Raw genomic sequence first — 17,721 nt, 5'->3', positions numbered from 1 at the left:
TCGACCATGACCGACTTCCGTTTCCCTCCCCGTCCACCGCGCAGCAGCCGGCGCGCGGCACTGCGCCAGCTCGCTGGCGGATGGGCGGCCGCGATGCTGCCTGCCGGCAGCGCGCTCGCGAGCCAGTCGCTCACGCCACGCTCTCCGCTCGACGTCCCGCCGTGGACACGTGCGCCGGGCGCACCGCTACTGTCGCCACCCTACGGCGTACCCGGGCCGCACGAACGCGACGTGATCCGCCGCAGCGCCCGCACGCCGGCATTGCCCGGCTCCGGCTCATCGATGACGCCGCTCGCCGACCTGTTCGGCGACATCACGCCGAACGGCCTCGTCTACGAGCGTCATCACGCAGGCGTGCCCGAGATCGATGCGCAGCGCCATCGCGTCGTCGTGCACGGCCTCGTGCGCGAGCCGCGCGTGTTCACGATCGACGACCTGCTGCGCTTTCCGTCCGAATCGCGGATCCACTTCCTCGAATGCTCGGGCAACACCGGCAGCGAATGGAGCGGCCCGAGCGGGCTGCCCGTTCAGTTCACGCACGGGCTGCTGTCGTGCTGCGAATGGACGGGCGTGCGGCTGTCGACGCTGCTCGACGAAACCGGCATCGATCCGGACGCACGCTGGCTGCTCGCCGAAGGCGCCGACGGCGCGGCGATGACACGCAGCCTGCCGCTCGACCGGATCCTCGAGCGCGCGCTCGTCGTCTATGCGCAGAACGGCGAACGACTGCGCCCCGAGAACGGTTATCCGGTGCGGCTGATCGTGCCGGGTTTCGAAGGCAACACGAACATCAAGTGGCTGCGGCGGCTGAAGCTGGTGCGCGCACCGGAGATGACGCGCGAGGAAACGTCGAAATACACGAACCTGCTGCCAGGCGGCTGCGCGCGCCAGTTCGTGTTCGAGATGGATGCGAAGTCGGTCATCACGCGGCCGTCGGCCGGCCATCGGCTCGCTGCGCACGGCTATCACCCGATCAGCGGCTACGCATGGTCGGGGCGCGGCCGGATTCGCGCGGTCGACGTGTCGACCGACGGCGGCCGCACGTGGCGGCCCGCGCGACTCGCCGGCGACGTGCGCGATCGCGCGCTGACACGCTTCGAAGCCGACTGGATCTGGAACGGCGAGCCGGCCGACCTGCAAAGCCGCGCCACCGACGACACCGGCTATGTGCAGCCAACCCGCGAGGCGCTCGTCGCCACGCGCGGCGTCAACGCGCAGTACCACTACAACGGCATCCAGAACTGGCGCGTCGGCGCGGACGGCGAGGTGCGCAATGCGTAAGCCGCTTGCCTGCCTGCTCGCCGCATCCCTGATCGTCCCGAGCGCGTTCGGCGCAGGCTACGGTCTCGGCCAGCCGGTCGACCGTGCCGCGCTCGCCACGTGGGACATCGACGTCGCGCCCGACGGCAGCGGGCTGCCGCCCGGCGCGGGCACGGTTGCAGGCGGCGCTCACGTGTTCGCGGACCAATGTGCCATGTGCCACGGCGCCGGCGGTGAAGGCGGCGTCGGCGATCCGCTCGTCGGCGGCATCGGTTCGCTCGCGAGCGCCAAGCCGAAAAAGACGGTCGGCAGCTACTGGCCGTATGCAACGACGCTGTTCGACTACATCCGCCGCGCGATGCCGTACAACGCACCGCAATCGCTGAGCGCGGACGAAGTCTATGCGGTCACCGCGTATGTCCTCCATCTGAACGGCATCGTGCCCGACGACGCACGGCTCGACGCGCGCACGCTGCCACGCGTGCGGATGCCGAACCGCGAAGGTTTCGTGCCCGATCCGAGGCCCGGCAGCCTATGACGCTGCCTGACCCGAGCGCCGGCGCACCGGACATCGCACCCGGGCGATTCGCCGCCGCACGTGCCTGCCGTTGCCGTCCGGTACGTGCCCAACCCGCAAGGAAGCCATCATGAGCGCCACCTCCCTCGCCGCTCCGGTCGCGCCGTCGCCGTTCGTCGACGTCCGCTCGCCGGCGGATTTCCCCGACAGCCCGGTGTCGCGCGTCCTCGCGCAGCCGCTGATGCTCGGGCTGTTCCTGCCGATCCAGGCCGGCGGCTGGAGCGCGTCGACGCTGCCGCGCACAACCGACTGGACGTTCGACTACAACGCCGACCTGGTCGCGCGCGCCGAAGCGCTCGGCTTCGATCTCGTGTTCGCGCTGTCGCAGTGGCTGCCGAAAGGTGGTTACGGCGGCGTGTTCGACGGCCATGCGCTCGACTCGTTCATGACGCTGGCGGCACTGACCGCGCGTACCGAACGGATCATCCTCGTCGCGACGAGCCACGTGCTCTACGGGCCGTGGCATCCGCTGCATTTCGCGAAATTCACCGCGACGCTCGATCACATCTCGCGCGGGCGCTGGGGCATCAACGTCGTGACCGGCCACCGCGCAATCGAACACGAGATGTTCGGCTGGAACCGGATCGAGCACGACCGGCGTTACGACATGGCCGCCGAGTTTCTCGATGCGGTCCAGCAGTTGTGGGCGCAACCGGACAATTTCAGCTACACGCCCGCGCTGTCGAGCTGGCGGCTGGGCGGCGCATTCGTGACGCCGAAGCCGCGCTATGGCCGCCCGTTGCTGATCAACGCGACTGGCTCCGATGCGGGCATCGACTTCGCGGCACGCTATTCGGACATCGTGTTCGTCACGAGCCCGGCCGGCCCCGACGCCGAACGCGCGCTCGATGCGCTGCCCGCGCATGCCGCGCGTGTGAAGGCGGCTGCCGCAGCGCGCGGCCGGGCGATCCGCACGCTGCTCAACCCGCTCGTGATCTGCCGCGAGACGGCGGCCGAGGCGCGCGCGTACCGCGACGCGATCGTCGCGCATGCGGACGAAGGCAGTTTTCACCGTTTCGACAGCGACGCGCACGCGTGGCGCGGCGGTTTCGAACAGCGCTCGCAGGCGGCTGCGCGCGCGATCGGCGGCAATATCTCGATCACGGGTTCGCCGGACGAAGTCGCCGATACGATCGTGCGACTGCACCGTGCGGGCATCGACGGCATCCAGTTGAGCTTCTACGACTTCAAGCCCGATCTCGACTTCTTCGGCGAGCGCGTGCTGCCGCTGCTGCGCGACGCCGGTTTGCGGCGCTGACGTCAGGCGGCAGATGCGGCGTGTGCCGCGGCGTCGCGGCGCACGGGCCGCCGCAGCCCGAGGTGCTCGCGCAGCGTACGTCCCGCATAGTCGTTGCGAAACAGCCCGCGGCGGCGCAACTCGGGCAGCACCAGCGCGATGAAATCGTCGAGGCCGCCGGGCAACGTCGGCGCCATCACGTTGTAGCCGTCCGCGCCGTAGTGCACGAAGCGCTCCTCGAGCTGGTCGACGATCTGCTCCGGCGTGCCGACGAGCTGCCAGTGGCCGCGCGCGCCCGCGATACGCAAGTAGAGTTCGCGGATCGTCAGGTTCTCGCGGCGCGCGAGCTCGATCGTCAGCGCCTGCCGGCTCTTGCTGGCGTTGGTCTCCGGCAGCGGCGGAATCGGGCCGTCGAGCGGATAGGCGGACAGGTCGAAGCCGCCGGTGAGGCCCGATACCAGCGCAAGCCCGACCGTCGGATCGATCAGCGACTGCAGCGCGTCGAATTTCTCCTTCGCCTCGCTTTCGGTGCGGCCCACCACCGGAAACACGCCCGGCATGATCTTCAGCGTATCGGGATCGCGGCCGAACGCCGCGAGCTGGCCCTTCACGTCCGCATAAAACGCGACCGCATCGTCGAGCGTCTGCTGCGCAGTGAAGATCACCTCGGCCGTGCGCGCGGCCAGCCGCGTACCGGCCGGCGACGAACCGGCCTGCACGACGACCGGATGCCCCTGCGGCGGCCGCGCGACGTTCAACGGCCCGCGCACCTGGAAGAAGCGGCCGCGATGGTCGAGCACGTGGCGCTTCCGCGGATCGAAGAAACGGCCCGATGCGCGATCGCGCACGAACGCATCGTCGTCCCAGCTATCCCACAGGCCGCGCACGACATCCGCGAATTCCTCCGCACGCGCATAGCGTTCGGCGTGATCGAAATGCGCGTCGCGATTGAAGTTGCGCGCCTCGTGCGCACTCGACGACGTGACGAGGTTCCAGCCCGCGCGGCCACCACTGATATGGTCGAGCGACGCGAACTTGCGCGCGATGTGGAACGGCTCGTTGAAACTCGTCGACGCGGTGCCGACGAGGCCGATCCGCTCGGTGACGGCCGCCAGCGCCGACAGCAGCGTCAGCGGCTCGAACTGCGCGACGTAGCTGTGCGCGGTACGGCTCAGGAACTCGACGTCGTCGCCGCGCGTGCCCACGCCGTCGGCAAGGAACACGAGATCGAACTTCGCGGCCTCGGCCGCCTGCGCGAGCCGTACGTAGTGGCGAAAATCGACGCCCGCGTCGGCCTGCGAACCGGGATGGCGCCACGCAGCGATGTGATGGCCGGTCGGGTACAGGAATGCGCCGAGATGCAGGTGTCCGGTGCGGGTCGTCATCGGGATGGGTTTCCGGAAAAGAGGGCCGCGCGCGGCCGGATCAGAACACGCGGCCTTCAGTCAGATGCGTGGTCACACCGTTCAGCTCGTAGTCGCCGATCACGCGCGCCTTGTGCAGCAGCGGGTTGTGGCTGAAGATCGTGCGCAGGTTGCGCCAGTGCCGGTCGAAGTTGTGTTCGCGCGCCGTCGCGGAGGCCCCGCCGACTTCGAACAGCCGCTCCGCCGCATGCAGCGCAAGCTTGCTGACGATGAGCTGCGTGCGTGCCGTTGCAAGTGCGCTGTCGAGCACAAGGGCATGCGCGTCGGCATCGCCGGCTTCGATCGCGTCGGCGGAACGGTCGAGCGCCCGCGCGTTTTCACGGACGAGCGCATCGATTGCATGGCTGTGCGCGGACAGCTCGCCGACGACCTGCTGGATGAAATGATCGTCGTGCGCGGTCGGCGCCGGGCTGTGCAGTACCGGGCGGCCGTGCGTGAGCACGTAGCGGCGCGCATCGGCAACCACGTTGCGCACGATGCCCGCGCCCGTCGCGACGAGATGCAGCTGCCGCAGCGCGCCGCAATGGCGGCCGACGAGCGTCGAGCCGTCGCGCGCGGCCACTTCATCCGCGAATACCTGCACGTTGTCCAGCAGCAGGCTGCCGCTCGCGGTCATGCGCTGGCCCATGCCGTCCCAGTCGTCGAGCACCTGCACGCCGTCGCGCGCGACGGGAATGATCACGGCGACTGCGTCGCCCGCCTCGTTCTCCACATTGATGCGCGCGAAATCGGCGAACGCGGTGCCGGTCGAATAGTATTTGCGGCCCGTCACGCGGTAGTGATCGCCGTCGCGGCGCAGCACGGTGGTGTTCTCGCCGGGCCGCGACGTGCCGCGCTCGGTCGACGCGCCGCCGAAAATCGCGCCGGCCCGCGCGCGTTCGAGCTGCACGTCGTTGAACGGCGTGCGCGGCGACAGCCGCAGCGTCTCGGTCTGGTCGTAGTGGATCCGCAGCGCATGCGCGAGATTCGAATCGGCGGCGGCCAGCGTTGCGATCGTGTCGAACAGATCGACCAGCGTGCCGCCGAGGCCGCCGCGCGCTACCGGAATTCGCAGCACGCCCAGCGCCGAGCGACGGAAGATCGCGAAACCCTCGAACGGCAGTTCGCGACGCGCCTCGCGTTGCGCGGCATCCTGCCCGATCGCATTCGCGAGATCGGGCAGCGCGGCAAGTGCGTCGCGCAACGCGTCGCGCGGATCGACGGCATCACGGGCAGTCATTCGGCAGGTCCTTGTTCGAGCTGAGCGGAGGCTGCGTCGCGCGATCGCGGCATTTGCGAACCGCCCCATGCGCAGCATCGCAAAGTATAGGGACGCACCCGGCGCGCGTGAAAAACCGATTTCAGCTTTCGTTATGCCCGCGCCGGGATTGATCGCGTGCGGTTACGTCAGTGCTGGATACCCCAGCGCCGCACGGTCACGCGTTCGAGCGTGTCGAACACCTGAGCCCCTCGGTGCATCCGGATTCCGGTCGAACCGGATCGCACGGCCTGCGGGCCGAACGCTGCCGCTCCGGCATGGGCCGGCGACGCGCGGGAACCGATGCGATCGGGCGCGTCGACCCATCGCGTATCCGTCCGGATACGAACATGCCGTTGATCGTCGTTTCGCCACACCCGGTTCCCGATCGGGAACGAAACGGGTATTCCGTTGCCGATTCGAGCGATTCGTTTCCGTACGGAAACGAATCAATGCCTGCGCCGGCGAGTTGTGCAATACTGTTCCCGATCAGATACGAAGCACGGAGGACGTCATGCAGGAGATCCTGCCTGTCAGCACGATCGGCGCACTCGCCAACCTCATTCGCGCGGCACGGCTCCAGCAGGGGTTCACGCGGGACGAACTCGCGAATGCCACGGGGCTGTCGCCGAAATTCATCAGCCAGGTGGAAGCCGGGAAACCCACCGCGCAAGTCGGCAAGATCCTGCTGCTGCTCGGCGAACTGGGCATCAGCCTGCTCGCGCAATCGTCCATCGAAATTTCGGCGGAAAACGTGCTGAAGGCGGCGCAACGCCGCAGGAGCCGCCATGGCGAATAGAACGCTGATCGCGTCCGCGAACGGGCTGCGCATGGGCGCGCTGGCCGACGACAAAGGCGTCTGGTCATTCACGTACGACGCACAGTGGCTGGCATCGCCACGCGCGTACCCGCTCTCGCCGGCTTTCCCGCTGCGCGCCGACACCTTCACCGACACCTCGACCGATCGCCCGGTGCAGTGGTTCTTCGACAACCTGCTGCCCGAAGAAGGGATGCGGACGTCGCTCGCGCGCGAGGCCAGGGTCGACGCCGCCGACGCCTGGGGCCTGCTGGCCTACTTCGGGCGCGAATCGGCCGGCGCGCTCACGCTCCTGGCAGAAGGCGAACGGGAAGCGGCAGGCAGCATGCAACCGCTCCCGCTCGACGAACTCGAACGCCGCATCCAGGCGATGCCCGAGCGCGCGCTGACGGCGACCGCGCCCAAGCGCATGTCGGCGGCCGGCGCGCAGCAGAAACTGCTGCTGATCCTGCGCGGCGACGCGCCGGACTACACGCTGTTCGAACCGGTCGGCAGCGAACCGTCGATGCATCTGCTGAAGCCGGACATGCGCGCCGCCGGCTACCCGCATTCGGCGATCAACGAGTTCTTCTGCATGAAGCTCGCGAAGCGGATGGGCCTCGATGTTCCCGACGTGCACTTCCTGCGCGCGCCGTCCGCGTGCTACGTGATCGACCGTTTCGACCGCGATACCGCGGCAGAGCCGGCCGAGCGACTGCATACGATCGATGCGATGCAGCTGCTGAACTACGATCGCGGCTTCAAGTACCAGCGCGCGAACGCGGAAGAACTCGGCCGCGCGATCGGGCAGACCAGCACGCGCGCGCTGGCGCGCCTGTCGGTGTTCCGCTGGACGATCTTCAACGTGGTGGTGGGCAATGGCGACGCGCACCTGAAAAACCTGTCGTTCTTCGTCGACGCGCGCGGCTACCGGCTCGCGCCGTTCTACGACATCGTCAGCACGGTCGTCTATCACACGCCCACGCACCGGCCCGATCATCGCGGCGATCATTGGCCGCACTGCGAACTGACGATGCCGCTCGGTGCGGCGACGCGCTTCGCCGACATCGACACGGGTGCGCTGGTCACGTTCGGCACCGCGCTCGGGCTCCGGGAGAAGGCAGCCGAAAACGAGCTTTTGCGCTTTCTCGAACCGCTCGATCGCAGCGTCGCGCAGACGCTCGATGAAGTGCGCGAGCTCGCGCGCCCTGACGCCGGCGAAATCCGCCTGCTGAACTCGATTGCCGCGATGCCGATCGCGGAGATGAGCCGGGCGCTTCGCCCGCCCCGCGGATAAGCGGCCGCACGCGAATCTCGCGCCGGCCGCATGGCCCGCTCTCCGCCGGCGCCCGTACCTTCCGCCGTGCGCGCTCGGGCGTCAGCGGCGCGCCGCAAAGGCATCGATTCCGGTCAGCTCCGCGGACCACGCCCACAAACGCGCCGCCTCTTCCGGATCGATCGCATGCGGCCGCACGCCCGATTCCTCGTTTCCCTGCGTGAGAACCGCGACGTCGCAATCCTCGCAATAGACACCGCCGATCCCGGCAACGCGCGGCGACGTTGCCGCCCATACCTGGGTGGCCGCGCCCTGGGCAGGCGTCTTGAAGGTCGGATCGACCGGCACGCCGTGCGCGTCCACCCAGCCCTGCGCCATCATCTCTTCGCGTGTCAGATGACGCTGCAGCGGCGTCGCGATCTTGCCCGGATGCAGCGAATAGGCGCGCACGCCGAACGGCGCGCCAAGCGCGTCGAGCTGCACCGCGAACAACGCGTTGGCGGTCTTCGACTGCCCGTACGCCAGCCATTTGTCGTAGCCGTGTGTGAACTGGACGTCATCCCAGCGAATCGGCGACAGCCGGTGCCCGAGCGACGACACCGAGACCACGCGGGCGCCGCCGCCCTGCGCGAGCACGGGCCACAGCCCGTTGACGAGCGCGTAATGGCCGAGATGATTGACTGCCATCTGCGCTTCCCGTCCCTCGCCGACGCGCGTCTCGGGGCACGCCATGATGCCCGCGCTGTTGATGACGATATCCACGTCGCGCCGCGCATCGACGAACCGCGCCGCGAATGCGGCCACGCTCGCGAGATCGGCGAGGTCGAGCTCAGCAATCTCCACACCGCGGATGCCGCGCGTTGCGTCGCGCGCGGCATCGGCGCTCCGTGCGCCGACGACGACGGTCGCACCGGCCTGCGCCAGCGCGCGCGTCGTTTCCAGCCCGAGACCCGAATGGCCGCCCGTGACGATGGCGGTCTTGCCGCGAAGGTCAAGATCGGCCAGTACGTCGCTTGCCGTCGATGCGGCGCCGAATCCGGAATGAAGGGGGTGTTGCCTGCTCGTCATTGAAGGCTCCTGGAACGTTGCGTGAAGCACGCGCCCGCCCGCCGGCCGCGTCACTGCACGAGGTCATTCTCCGGCGACGCCCCCGGACCGTGAATGCAATAGAATCCGACTTTTCGTCGAGATCGTCCGGAGCTTGAGCGTGGATCCCCTATCGGAAGTGCTGTCGCTGCTGGAAACGCGCGACTCGTATTTCACCGGCCTGAGAGCAGGCGGCCAGTGGGCGGTTGCCATTCCCCCGCCCGACGGAATCAAGTTCAATGCGGTTGTCGAAGGAAGTTGCTGGCTGACTGTCGACGGCGCGGGACCGCCGATCCGGCTGCGCACGGGAGACTGCTTCCTGCTCGCATCGCCGCGGGCATTTTCGCTGGCGAGCGATCCGTCGGTCACGCCGGTGCCGGCCGCCGACGTGTACCGGAACGTGGAGCGCGGTATCGCGCACTATGGCGAACCGGCGAACTGCTTTCTGATCGGTGGCCGCTTCTCGTACGAGGAAGGCATGCCGCTGCTGCTCGGCAGCCTGCCGCCCGTGGTGGTCGTGAGCGGCGACTCCGAGCAGGCGGCGGTGTTGCGCTGGGCGCTGCAGCGGCTCGCGCATGAATTCGGCAAGCCATCGCCGGGGGCGTCGTTGATGGTTCGACATCTCGGGCACATGATGCTGGTCGAGATCCTGCGGCGCTATGTGGACGCCGGCGCGAACAGCGATGTCGGATGGCTCGCCGGGTTCGCGGATTCCCGGGTGAGCACGGCACTCGTGGCCATTCATGCGGAGCCCGCACGACGCTGGACAGTCGACGAACTCGCGACCTGCTGCCACGTATCGCGTTCGACGTTCGCACTGCATTTCAAGCGACGGCTGGGATTCGGGCCGCTCGAGTACGTACTGCGCTGGCGCGTGCAGCTCGCGATGCGGGAATTGCGACGCTCGAACGCATCGATATCGGCGATCGCACAGATGCTCGGCTACGACTCGGATAGCGCGTTCGGGCATGCATTCAAGCGCATCGTGGGTTGCTCTCCCCGTGCCTATCGCCACGACGTCGCGAGCGAGTCGGGCGGCTAGCGTCATCACCCGAAGCGCCACCGCTTCTGCCGGCGCTCCAAACCCGTTTCAGTCACGCAAGCGATGCGGCCATCCCCCGATGATATTCACTCGAATCAGCACCATCAGGATAAGTTTTCTTATCACAATAGCTCGATTTTAGATCCAAACCCGCATTTGCGCGAACGCCCCGCATGTAACGGGGCGTCCGTCGTTCAGCGCCCGATCGGCAGCCCCGTCGGCTCGATCCAGCCCAGCTTGTAAGCGATCAGCAGCGACAGGAACAGCGTGACCGACAGCCCGACGCGTGCCGCGAGCGACCATGCCATCCGCTTGGACTTGCCGCGATCGTGATTCATGAAATACAGCGCGAAGATCAGGCTCGCGATGATCATCGCGAATGCCACGGAAACCAGCAGAGTTTTCATTGGTGATGCCCTTGAAGATCGGAATCGGCCTGAATCAGTTCGGCCAGTTTTTGCCGCTCGTCGGCGAGCTCGCCGACGCCTGACGCCGGCCAGTCCAGCGTGACGCCATTGCCCAGCGAATCGCGCACGAGCGCCTGGTAGCGCCGGTCGTTGATCCGGCCGTGGTCCATCGTTTCGGAGATCTCGCGCCGGAACGGCAGCGGGAAACTCGCGTACGCGCGCGACAGCGCCGCATATTGTCTCGCATCGATCTCTTTCGACGATGGTATGACAGTCCAGATCACCACGGCCACGATGGCCGTGAACGGGATCGCCGTGTAGCGAAGAATGAACTTGATCGGGGTCATGAAGCGGTGGGCAGAAGTGATCGCGAATGCGGGCGGCGCGGCCATGCGGCAGCGAAGCAGCAGTCGGGCCGCGCCGCATGACATTGTACTGAAAGCCCCATGCCGCCAACAGAGTATGATAATGATATTATCATGTTAATCACATGATTCGAGAGACCCGGTGCCTGCGCGCAGGGGGCGTGCCCGCCCTGCCGTCCGGCGCCGGTCTTCACGTCCGTGCCCGCGATCCGCGGCGATTGAGCGAAGCCCCTATGCCAGCGAAGTACTTTCGAAACCTGACGGGAAAACACCGCAGCGAGACCGCAAACCGTCATCTCGGGTTCTCGCTGGCGTTCGTCGCCGGCGCGGCCAATGCAGGCGGCTTCCTCGCGGTCAAGCAATACACGTCGCACATGAGCGGTATCGTATCGGCGATCGCCGACCAGACGGCGCTCGGCGACGTACGGCTCGCGCTGGCCGGCATCAGCTCGCTGGGGTCGTTCCTGATCGGCGCCAGCTGCTCGGCAATCCTCGTCAACTGGGGCCGCCGCCGCGGCCTGCACAGCCAGTTCGTGCTGCCGCTGCTGGTCGAGGCCGCGCTGCTGCTCCTGTTCGGGCTGCTCGGCAGCCACCTCGCGCTGTGGGAAACCTTCTTCGTGCCGGTGACCGTGACGCTGCTGTGCTTCATCATGGGGCTGCAGAACGCGACGATCACGAAGCTGTCGGGCGCGGAGATCCGCACGACGCACATGACCGGCATCGTGACCGACCTCGGCATCGAGCTCGGCAAGCTGTTCTACTGGAACCGGTCGGCGGCCGACGTCGACGCGCATGCAGTCGTCGCCAACCGCTCGAAACTGCGGATTCACGCGACGATGCTCACGTCGTTCTTCATCGGCGGCCTGGCCGGTGCGATCGGCTTCAAGCATGTCGGGTACGTATCGACCGTGCCGCTTGCCGCGGTGCTCGTCACGCTCGCGATCGTGCCGGTGATCGACGACCTCCTCGCACTGCTCCGCAGCAGGCGCTGAGCGCGTACCAGGGCAGCGTTTTCGGCCGTGGGGCCGAAGGCGGATCGATTATAATTTGATTAACATACTGACCACCCTCGCCGCACAATGGAAACGAAAACAGCCCGCCTGACCGTCCTGATCGACCCCGCGAAGAAGGAAGCCTTCGAGATGCTCTGCGCCGAGCAGGATCTCACGCCTTCGCAAGTCGTGCGGCAACTGATCCGCGAGTATCTCGACCGCCACGGCGTGACGTACAAGACCAAGAGCGCGCTCGGCAAGCGCGTGAAGTAGGCGCGGCCGGACAGGCCGCACCGGCGGCGCCGCTTGCGTGCCGTCTACGTGCCGCCCGCATGCGGGTTACACGCCGATTTCCCATCGCCCGTGCGGCTGCGCCCGCAGCACCAGCCGCTGCGGGTCGACATTCTCCCCTGCCTTCATGCGCCTCGCCGTGGCCGCCAGCTTGAGCTCGCCGGCCCGTGCGCACGCAAGTGCGCGCTCGAGCAGGATACGCAGCGACGGCAGCCGGTTGCCGCCCTTCCACGCGAACGCGATGAAGTTGTTGTCGTCGCCGCACGGTACCAGCGTATACGACGCGCCGAACACCGATCGCAACTGCTCGAGATGCCGCGGCAGCGCCGGATCGTCGTCCATGAAGTTGATCGCCAGTACGCCGGTATCGCTCAGGCGCGCGCGGCATGCAGCGAGGAATCCGGCGCCCGTACACCGGCCCCGCATGCCGTCGGCGACGAACGCGTCGTGCAGGATCACGTCCGTCCTGACATCCGCCCGTTCCAGGTGATCCGCGCCGTCGGCGCACACCACCGTGAACCGGCCGTCATCGGCAGGAATCCTGAATACGTCTCGCAGCGCGATCACGTCCGGGTTGATCTCGACCGCGTCGATCGCCGTGCCGGGCAGGTGCCGGTAGCAGTACTTCGCCAGCGAACCGCCGCCGAGCCCGAGCATGCAGATGTGTGCAGGCTCGGGCTGCAGCAGCAGAAAGGCCATCATCACGCGCGTATAGCCGAGCTCGAGCCGGCCGGGATCCCGGAGCGACATGAAGCTCTGCGTGCCGAGATGGTCGAAGTGCAGCGAAAGCGCGTGCTTCGTCTCCAGCACGAAAGGCCGGCCGTCGTTCAGCGGCGTCGCCAGGAATCTGACGAACGCGTCGTAGGAAATTCGATCCTCGGCCATGAGCGGGCAGTCGATTGCGATCGGTCGATTGGCGCGCGTATGCTCAGACTTTCTTCAGGTAGCAGGCCTTCAGCATGAAGCCACCCATGTCGGTCTTGCAATCGACCTCGTGATCGCCGCCGACGAGCCGGATGCTCTTGACCTTGGTGCCCATCTTCAGCGTGATCGATGAGCCCTTCACGCGCAAGTCCTTGATCAGCACGACCGAGTCGCCATCCGACAGCACGTTGCCGTTCGCGTCCTTGACGACGTCGCCCGCCGGTTCGTCGCCCGCTTCGGCGCCGGCGCCGGCCGACCATTCATGGCCGCAGTCCGCGCATACGGTCAGCGTGCCGTCCGGGTAAGTGTTTTCCATCGCGCATTGCGGGCAGGCGGGGGCGGCGTTCATTGCAGCTTCCATTCAGGAGAAGTGGGATCGTCGATAAAAATGCCGGGCGCGCTGGCAGCATCGCCCGGCCGGCCTGGCGGCACGCGCCGACGGATCGGCAGGCCGCCATCGGCGCACACGACATTATAATGCAATACACATATCTTGACCGCTGTATTATAATCGTCGCTTTCACGCCGTTCGCCGGACTTGCAGCCTGTTTCGCCGAGAATGCCGGCACATCCAAGCAGGATCGCATCCCCCGGCTGCGCTGCCGGCTTCCCTGAGTCGTGCGGGAAAGCGCGCTCACGCGTGCCTGGCGCACTGCCGGCCCGGCGCCGCACACCGATTCCGACGTTCCCGTCCAGAGGCTTTCCGACATCGTGGCAACCGTTGTGTACGTTGAAATCGGCCCCGCGTGGAACCGCAACCGCGGCGGCGCCGCACGAGAAGCCGCCGTCGACGCGGCGTGCGGCTTCGAAAGCGACATCCTGCTGATCGCGAACGGGATCAGCAGCAACGCGAAGGACAGCGCCGCCGTCGCGGCGTTGCAGGTACAAGGCGGCACGTCTGCGCAGGTACTGGCCACCGGCCCTGACGAGGCGGCGGCACTGCAGGCGCTGCTGCCCGTGCTGCAGGCGCGCTGACCCGAGCGCCACCCGAGGTCACGGCATCCCGCCCACCCCGAATCCCCTTTTCGCGAGGAAGCGATGAGCGACAACTTCACGTCCAACACCCCGAACCTGTCGGCCTCCGCCATCTGGGCGCTCGAACGCCTCGCCGACGTCCGCTACGGGCGCGATGCGCCCGCGCTCGGCTGGTCGATCGCGCGGGAGCTCGTCAGCGCGGGCTTCGTCAGCCATTCCGCACACGGCCGCTCGGGCGCGTCGATCACGGCCGAAGGGCGGACCTTCCTGAAAAGCCGGAAGTAGGCCGCCAGCGGCAGCGATACGGCTTGATCCTTTTGAGCATCAGATTGGCGATTTTGCGCCTTATGAGGATCGCTCTGCGCTTCTAAAGTGGCGTCACCCCGAACGAACGGGCGTCAACTTTCCGGTCAAGGAGCCAGTCATGAGCCGCATCGCCATCCCCGCCATCGAAACCGCCACCGGCGCAACCGCCGACGTGTACGCACAAATCCGCAAGGTCGCCGGCGGCACCGTCCCCAACCTGTTCGCCGCCGTCGGCCATCTCGCGCCGCACGCGCTCGCGGCCGTGCTCAACGCCGAAGGCGCGCTCGCCGGCGGCACGCTGAGCAAGCAGGATCTCGAAACGATCAAGCTGCTGGTCAGCGCCGACGCGGGTCTCGAGGATCGCGCGCCCGCGCAGCACCACGTGATACGGGATCTCGCGCGCAGGCGATCGTTCATACGTGACCGCCCACGGCGCGCCGAACGTGCAGCGGATTTCGAGCTTCCCGGTGACCGTGACGAGCGCCATGAAGCGGCTCAGCCAGTCGGATTCGAGCGTCATGTCGAGTGGTGGATCGGAAGTGCGGCGCACACCGCATGAAGTTTCGATTATCGCGCGGGAAGCCGGTGCAATCGCGCACGCTTCGTGTTCTTCCGCCGCGTCGCCAGTCCCGGCAAGGGTTTTGCTATCATTCCCGCTCCCGGTCTTGCCGAAATGGACATGCCCGCTCGCAGAGTGCCGCCGTCGCGTGGCGTCGATCGCACGCCGTCGATCGCCGACAAACATCGCCGCCCGATCTGCCCGCGGGTGCGTGAACGGGACCCAACCAGCGCGGCATCGACGTGCTGACGGCCTGGCCGTCCCATGCGCCCCTTCTTTCCGGAAACCACGATGCCGCTTGTCTCTTCCCCGCCTGTTCTCGACACGCCGCGCCTCATCCTTGAAGGCCATCCGCTCGGCGACTTCGAAGCGCTCGCCACGATGTGGGCCGAGCCGGTCGTCGTCGAGCACATCTTCAACGGCGAGCCGTCCGCGCCGCGCGACTCGTGGATGCGCATGCTCGCATATCGCGGGCTGTGGCCGCTGCTCGGCTATGGCTACTGGGCGATTCGCGAGAAGGTGTCGGGCCGCTATGTCGGCGATCTCGGCTTCGCCGATTTCCACCGGCTCATCGAGCCGTCGATTCGCGGCGTGCCCGAAGCCGGCTGGGCACTGGCGACGTGGGCGCACGGCAAGGGCTACGCGACCGAGGCGCTCGCGGCCGCGCTTGCATGGCTCGACGGGCAGCAGCGGTTCGAGCGCAGCGTGTGCGTGATCGCGCCGACCAACGTCGCGTCGATCCGCGTGGCGGAGAAAGCCGGCTATGGCGAGCCGGTCCGGATCCGGTTCAACGACGCCGACTCATTGCTGTTTTCGCGCGCGAGCCGGTAGGCTCGATGGCGTACTGGTAATCGCGGGCGGGCCGCATGAGCTTGCGGCGCCGGCGCGTCCTCGTTGCTCACTCCACCGCCGGTTCATAAAGACTGGAAAAGAGCCCGTTGTCCATCGGCCAACAGTTGCCACGCTCATCGAGCAATATCCAGTCACCCGGCTTCACCGGACGCCAGCCTTCCGGCGTGGCGACCGCCCGTGCGCCGTCACGGGTTTCCACCCGATCATGGTCGCCATCAACGAACCACCGTGTTGCATCGACATAACTGATGCGTTTTCGAAATCGCATACCGCCACCAAAACGTTGAGACCTGACAGGCCCTTCCAAAGACTGCCCGTGTATTGAGCATGTGCGTCGCGAGGGGCCATGAAACTCACGAGAGCCACGAAGGGGATCGGGAAGCCATGGCATCCGCCCCGGGCGACAGCGGCTGAGCGGCCAGCCGGGTTTCGTGCAACGCCTTCCGGCCCTCGGTGACGAGGGCTTCCAGCGTTTCCCTTGCGGCGATGGAGATCCGGATATCGGTCTCCCGCATTCTCCCGATCGCCGCATGAACCTCGTCGGGTTGATCGGGCTCGAGCGTCATCAGGAACATCGACCGTGTTTCCGCGGCGCGGACCGCCTCGCTCCAGTCGGCGCGGGCGACCGCGACTTCGATCGCGTTCGTGAGTGAATCGAGACTCCGGATGATTTGAAGCGGCGTCATTTCGCATTCCTATCAGAATATCGTACCGGCCGCACGTTTGCGCCTGGATGGCCCGGGTGACGTCTGCATCGATCCGCAAGCGTTGAGCACCGGCCCTGGCTCGCCGAAGGTACGCAACCAAGGGCGCAACGGCACGCCATCGGTCACCGCCTTCGCCGTTGCATTCTCTCTGGCGACCAACCGGAATCCGATGTGCGTGATGCTCGCCACTGAGCTGCCACGATTGTAAGGAACCGCACCCCACCCGGTTCGTAATATTTTGTAATGATATGTCGAGCAATCTTTACCGGGCTCTGCCCGGACAAGCGAGCAGGACGTTCTCACACGCAACCATTTCGCAAACGTTTTCGCCCGAACGATGCCTCGCCGGGTATCGCTGCCGGATGCGCGCCGGATATCGTTCCGAACCTGTTCCCCCGTCCATCGCGTCGTTCGACGGCGACACGGCGCCGTACCTTCACCCATTCGCATTTTTGCGTGACGGCGATGCCTTGGAGGCACGCAGGTTCACCGAGCGATGCAGATTTCGCCACATTCCACCGAAATGTTTCTCAGTATCATTCGCCTCTCTTCGGCTGCCCCATGATCGGACCGGGCCTGAGCGTTCGCCACCTTCCCGTTTCACCCCTTGTTTAGCGATGCCCATCCGAATCCTGCTCGTCGAAGACGACGTCCATTTGTCCGCGCTGATCGCAGACTATCTGCGCCTGCATCAGTACGAGGTGGACACGCTGTTCGACGGCACCGACGCCGTGTCCGCGATCGTCGCGTGTCGCCACGACCTGGTGCTCCTCGACATCAACTTGCCGGGCAAGGACGGCTTCGAGATTTGCCGCGAGGCACGCATGCAGTACGACGGCATCGTCATCATGATGACGGCGCGCGACGAACCGTTCGACGAGTTGCTCGGCCTGGAATTCGGCGCGGACGACTTTCTCCACAAGCCGGTCGAGCCGCGCATTCTGCTCGCGCGGATCAAGGCCCACCTGCGACGGATCCGCATGCGCCCGGCCGACGTCGCGCCGGCATCGCCTCACCGGTTCGAATTCGGCAAGTTTTCGATCGACCGGGCGGATCGCAAGGTTCGCCTGCCCGACGGTAGCGTGCCTCGCCTGACTTCCACCGAATTCGACCTGCTGTGGGCGCTTGTCTGCCGCGCCGGCGAGGTGGTCAGCCGCGAAGAGCTGACGCAGCTGCTGCGCGGCATCGAGTTCGACGGCTTCGACCGCTCGATCGACGGCCGCATCTCGAAGCTGCGCCGCAAGCTGCATGATGACTTGACGGAGCCGAAGCGCATCAAGACGATCCGCTGCAAGGGCTATCAGTTCAGCAAGCACGCGTGGGAATGATGCGGCCTGCGCGGTGACACGCTGCATCGCGTGCGACCCGTCGTGGCACACGACCACACGCGTCGATCGGCCGCCTACCG

The 17,721-nt window shown here is 66.8% G+C and carries 22 protein-coding genes; 12 read left to right on the top strand and 10 right to left on the bottom strand.

The window, feature by feature from the left end; all coding sequences use genetic code 11:
- Positions 1 to 6: 6 nt before the first annotated feature.
- The 3 genes from soxC to B7G54_RS15795 all read left to right on the top strand — a co-directional run bounded on the left by soxC (position 7) and on the right by B7G54_RS15795 (position 3,095).
- Positions 7 to 1,281: a sulfite dehydrogenase gene (gene soxC / locus B7G54_RS15805; protein ID WP_085039892.1), complete on the top strand. Its 1,275-nt coding sequence runs from the start codon at positions 7 to 9 to the stop codon at positions 1,279 to 1,281.
- Positions 1,274 to 1,798 carry a c-type cytochrome gene (locus B7G54_RS15800; RefSeq protein ID WP_085039891.1) on the top strand — a complete coding sequence of 175 codons (525 nt, stop codon included), beginning with the start codon at positions 1,274 to 1,276 and terminating at the stop codon, positions 1,796 to 1,798. Before soxC ends, B7G54_RS15800 begins: the two co-directional genes overlap by 8 nt.
- Positions 1,799 to 1,907: 109 nt before the next feature.
- Complete coding sequence (locus B7G54_RS15795; RefSeq protein WP_085039890.1) at positions 1,908 to 3,095, top strand: LLM class flavin-dependent oxidoreductase; 1,188 nt, start codon at positions 1,908 to 1,910, stop codon at positions 3,093 to 3,095.
- A 2-nt stretch (positions 3,096 to 3,097) separates the two neighbouring features.
- On the opposite strand, the gene B7G54_RS15790 is transcribed toward B7G54_RS15795, so the two are convergent.
- Positions 3,098 to 4,459 carry an LLM class flavin-dependent oxidoreductase gene (locus tag B7G54_RS15790; RefSeq protein WP_085039889.1) on the bottom strand — a complete coding sequence of 454 codons (1,362 nt, stop codon included), beginning with the start codon at positions 4,457 to 4,459 and terminating at the stop codon, positions 3,098 to 3,100.
- A gap of 40 nt (positions 4,460 to 4,499) precedes the next feature.
- A complete protein-coding gene (locus B7G54_RS15785) occupies positions 4,500 to 5,717 on the bottom strand; it encodes an acyl-CoA dehydrogenase family protein (RefSeq protein ID WP_085039888.1) in 1,218 nt (405 codons plus the stop codon).
- A 532-nt stretch (positions 5,718 to 6,249) separates the two neighbouring features.
- Between B7G54_RS15785 and B7G54_RS15780 the strand changes: the two genes are divergently transcribed.
- Together B7G54_RS15780 and B7G54_RS15775 are read left to right on the top strand one after the other, a co-directional pair.
- Positions 6,250 to 6,534 carry a helix-turn-helix domain-containing protein gene (locus B7G54_RS15780; RefSeq protein ID WP_085039887.1) on the top strand — a complete coding sequence of 95 codons (285 nt, stop codon included), beginning with the start codon at positions 6,250 to 6,252 and terminating at the stop codon, positions 6,532 to 6,534.
- On the top strand, positions 6,524 to 7,828 hold the full coding sequence (locus B7G54_RS15775) for a HipA domain-containing protein (protein WP_085039886.1): 1,305 nt from the start codon (positions 6,524 to 6,526) through the stop codon (positions 7,826 to 7,828). Before B7G54_RS15780 ends, B7G54_RS15775 begins: the two co-directional genes overlap by 11 nt.
- Positions 7,829 to 7,909: 81 nt before the next feature.
- On the opposite strand, the gene B7G54_RS15770 is transcribed toward B7G54_RS15775, so the two are convergent.
- The gene (locus B7G54_RS15770) at positions 7,910 to 8,875 is read right to left on the bottom strand and encodes an SDR family NAD(P)-dependent oxidoreductase (protein ID WP_085039885.1); all 966 of its coding nucleotides are present in this window, start codon (positions 8,873 to 8,875) and stop codon (positions 7,910 to 7,912) included.
- A gap of 139 nt (positions 8,876 to 9,014) precedes the next feature.
- On the opposite strand from B7G54_RS15770, the gene B7G54_RS15765 reads away from it, so the two are divergent.
- On the top strand, positions 9,015 to 9,935 hold the full coding sequence (locus B7G54_RS15765; protein WP_085039884.1) for an AraC family transcriptional regulator: 921 nt from the start codon (positions 9,015 to 9,017) through the stop codon (positions 9,933 to 9,935).
- Between the two features lie 194 nt (positions 9,936 to 10,129).
- Here B7G54_RS15765 and B7G54_RS15760 read toward each other — a convergent pair whose 3' ends face one another.
- Both B7G54_RS15760 and B7G54_RS15755 read right to left on the bottom strand, forming a co-directional pair.
- Positions 10,130 to 10,342, bottom strand: coding sequence for a twin transmembrane helix small protein (locus B7G54_RS15760; RefSeq protein WP_006489184.1), 213 nt, complete (start codon positions 10,340 to 10,342; stop codon positions 10,130 to 10,132).
- The gene (locus tag B7G54_RS15755; RefSeq protein ID WP_085040082.1) at positions 10,339 to 10,689 is read right to left on the bottom strand and encodes a hypothetical protein; all 351 of its coding nucleotides are present in this window, start codon (positions 10,687 to 10,689) and stop codon (positions 10,339 to 10,341) included. The genes B7G54_RS15760 and B7G54_RS15755 overlap by 4 nt, the downstream gene beginning before the upstream one ends.
- A gap of 251 nt (positions 10,690 to 10,940) precedes the next feature.
- Between B7G54_RS15755 and B7G54_RS15750 the strand changes: the two genes are divergently transcribed.
- Positions 10,941 to 11,699 (top strand): YoaK family protein, encoded by a 759-nt coding sequence (locus B7G54_RS15750; RefSeq protein WP_085039883.1) that lies wholly within the window; start codon positions 10,941 to 10,943, stop codon positions 11,697 to 11,699.
- Positions 11,700 to 11,786: 87 nt separating this feature from the next.
- Positions 11,787 to 11,972 (top strand): ribbon-helix-helix protein, CopG family, encoded by a 186-nt coding sequence (locus B7G54_RS15745; protein WP_021158209.1) that lies wholly within the window; start codon positions 11,787 to 11,789, stop codon positions 11,970 to 11,972.
- Positions 11,973 to 12,038: 66 nt separating this feature from the next.
- Here B7G54_RS15745 and B7G54_RS15740 read toward each other — a convergent pair whose 3' ends face one another.
- Both B7G54_RS15740 and B7G54_RS15735 read right to left on the bottom strand, forming a co-directional pair.
- On the bottom strand, positions 12,039 to 12,875 hold the full coding sequence (locus B7G54_RS15740; protein WP_085039882.1) for a class I SAM-dependent methyltransferase: 837 nt from the start codon (positions 12,873 to 12,875) through the stop codon (positions 12,039 to 12,041).
- 43 nt (positions 12,876 to 12,918) lie between these two features.
- Positions 12,919 to 13,263 carry a zinc ribbon domain-containing protein YjdM gene (locus B7G54_RS15735; RefSeq protein ID WP_031401187.1) on the bottom strand — a complete coding sequence of 115 codons (345 nt, stop codon included), beginning with the start codon at positions 13,261 to 13,263 and terminating at the stop codon, positions 12,919 to 12,921.
- A gap of 362 nt (positions 13,264 to 13,625) precedes the next feature.
- On the opposite strand from B7G54_RS15735, the gene B7G54_RS15730 reads away from it, so the two are divergent.
- Positions 13,626 to 13,889, top strand: a complete 264-nt coding sequence (locus B7G54_RS15730; RefSeq protein WP_175130467.1) for an HPr family phosphocarrier protein — start codon at positions 13,626 to 13,628, stop codon at positions 13,887 to 13,889.
- A gap of 63 nt (positions 13,890 to 13,952) precedes the next feature.
- On the top strand, positions 13,953 to 14,174 hold the full coding sequence (locus tag B7G54_RS15725) for a hypothetical protein (protein WP_021158205.1): 222 nt from the start codon (positions 13,953 to 13,955) through the stop codon (positions 14,172 to 14,174).
- A gap of 82 nt (positions 14,175 to 14,256) precedes the next feature.
- Here the strand turns inward: B7G54_RS15725 and B7G54_RS39660 are convergent, their stop codons facing one another.
- On the bottom strand, positions 14,257 to 14,682 hold the full coding sequence (locus B7G54_RS39660) for a cupin domain-containing protein (RefSeq protein WP_244289351.1): 426 nt from the start codon (positions 14,680 to 14,682) through the stop codon (positions 14,257 to 14,259).
- 363 nt (positions 14,683 to 15,045) lie between these two features.
- On the opposite strand from B7G54_RS39660, the gene B7G54_RS15715 reads away from it, so the two are divergent.
- On the top strand, positions 15,046 to 15,585 hold the full coding sequence (locus B7G54_RS15715) for a GNAT family N-acetyltransferase (protein ID WP_085040080.1): 540 nt from the start codon (positions 15,046 to 15,048) through the stop codon (positions 15,583 to 15,585).
- A 67-nt stretch (positions 15,586 to 15,652) separates the two neighbouring features.
- Here B7G54_RS15715 and B7G54_RS15710 read toward each other — a convergent pair whose 3' ends face one another.
- Both B7G54_RS15710 and B7G54_RS15705 read right to left on the bottom strand, forming a co-directional pair.
- Positions 15,653 to 15,874, bottom strand: a complete 222-nt coding sequence (locus tag B7G54_RS15710) for a hypothetical protein (protein ID WP_085039880.1) — start codon at positions 15,872 to 15,874, stop codon at positions 15,653 to 15,655.
- Positions 15,875 to 15,959: 85 nt separating this feature from the next.
- Positions 15,960 to 16,292, bottom strand: a complete 333-nt coding sequence (locus B7G54_RS15705) for a hypothetical protein (RefSeq protein WP_175130468.1) — start codon at positions 16,290 to 16,292, stop codon at positions 15,960 to 15,962.
- Positions 16,293 to 16,930: 638 nt separating this feature from the next.
- Between B7G54_RS15705 and B7G54_RS15700 the strand changes: the two genes are divergently transcribed.
- Positions 16,931 to 17,641, top strand: coding sequence for a response regulator (locus B7G54_RS15700; RefSeq protein ID WP_085039879.1), 711 nt, complete (start codon positions 16,931 to 16,933; stop codon positions 17,639 to 17,641).
- The last annotated feature ends 80 nt before the right edge of the window (positions 17,642 to 17,721 follow it).

Origin of the sequence: Burkholderia puraquae (assembly GCF_002099195.1) — a bacterium.
Lineage (GTDB): Bacteria > Pseudomonadota > Gammaproteobacteria > Burkholderiales > Burkholderiaceae > Burkholderia > Burkholderia puraquae.
This window is presented reverse-complemented; position numbering and strand designations above follow the sequence as displayed.

Coding starts and splice junctions, on each gene's coding strand:
- soxC (WP_085039892.1), top strand. CDS start 7: ATGACCGACTTCCGTTTCCCTCCCCGTCCACCGCGCAGCAGCCGGCGC.
- B7G54_RS15800 (WP_085039891.1), top strand. CDS start 1,274: ATGCGTAAGCCGCTTGCCTGCCTGCTCGCCGCATCCCTGATCGTCCCG.
- B7G54_RS15795 (WP_085039890.1), top strand. CDS start 1,908: ATGAGCGCCACCTCCCTCGCCGCTCCGGTCGCGCCGTCGCCGTTCGTC.
- B7G54_RS15790 (WP_085039889.1), bottom strand. CDS start 4,459: ATGACGACCCGCACCGGACACCTGCATCTCGGCGCATTCCTGTACCCG.
- B7G54_RS15785 (WP_085039888.1), bottom strand. CDS start 5,717: ATGACTGCCCGTGATGCCGTCGATCCGCGCGACGCGTTGCGCGACGCA.
- B7G54_RS15780 (WP_085039887.1), top strand. CDS start 6,250: ATGCAGGAGATCCTGCCTGTCAGCACGATCGGCGCACTCGCCAACCTC.
- B7G54_RS15775 (WP_085039886.1), top strand. CDS start 6,524: ATGGCGAATAGAACGCTGATCGCGTCCGCGAACGGGCTGCGCATGGGC.
- B7G54_RS15770 (WP_085039885.1), bottom strand. CDS start 8,875: ATGACGAGCAGGCAACACCCCCTTCATTCCGGATTCGGCGCCGCATCG.
- B7G54_RS15760 (WP_006489184.1), bottom strand. CDS start 10,342: ATGAAAACTCTGCTGGTTTCCGTGGCATTCGCGATGATCATCGCGAGC.
- B7G54_RS15755 (WP_085040082.1), bottom strand. CDS start 10,689: ATGACCCCGATCAAGTTCATTCTTCGCTACACGGCGATCCCGTTCACG.
- B7G54_RS15750 (WP_085039883.1), top strand. CDS start 10,941: ATGCCAGCGAAGTACTTTCGAAACCTGACGGGAAAACACCGCAGCGAG.
- B7G54_RS15745 (WP_021158209.1), top strand. CDS start 11,787: ATGGAAACGAAAACAGCCCGCCTGACCGTCCTGATCGACCCCGCGAAG.
- B7G54_RS15740 (WP_085039882.1), bottom strand. CDS start 12,875: ATGGCCGAGGATCGAATTTCCTACGACGCGTTCGTCAGATTCCTGGCG.
- B7G54_RS15735 (WP_031401187.1), bottom strand. CDS start 13,263: ATGAACGCCGCCCCCGCCTGCCCGCAATGCGCGATGGAAAACACTTAC.
- B7G54_RS15725 (WP_021158205.1), top strand. CDS start 13,953: ATGAGCGACAACTTCACGTCCAACACCCCGAACCTGTCGGCCTCCGCC.
- B7G54_RS39660 (WP_244289351.1), bottom strand. CDS start 14,682: ATGGCGCTCGTCACGGTCACCGGGAAGCTCGAAATCCGCTGCACGTTC.
- B7G54_RS15715 (WP_085040080.1), top strand. CDS start 15,046: ATGCCGCTTGTCTCTTCCCCGCCTGTTCTCGACACGCCGCGCCTCATC.
- B7G54_RS15710 (WP_085039880.1), bottom strand. CDS start 15,874: ATGCGATTTCGAAAACGCATCAGTTATGTCGATGCAACACGGTGGTTC.
- B7G54_RS15705 (WP_175130468.1), bottom strand. CDS start 16,292: ATGACGCCGCTTCAAATCATCCGGAGTCTCGATTCACTCACGAACGCG.
- B7G54_RS15700 (WP_085039879.1), top strand. CDS start 16,931: ATGCCCATCCGAATCCTGCTCGTCGAAGACGACGTCCATTTGTCCGCG.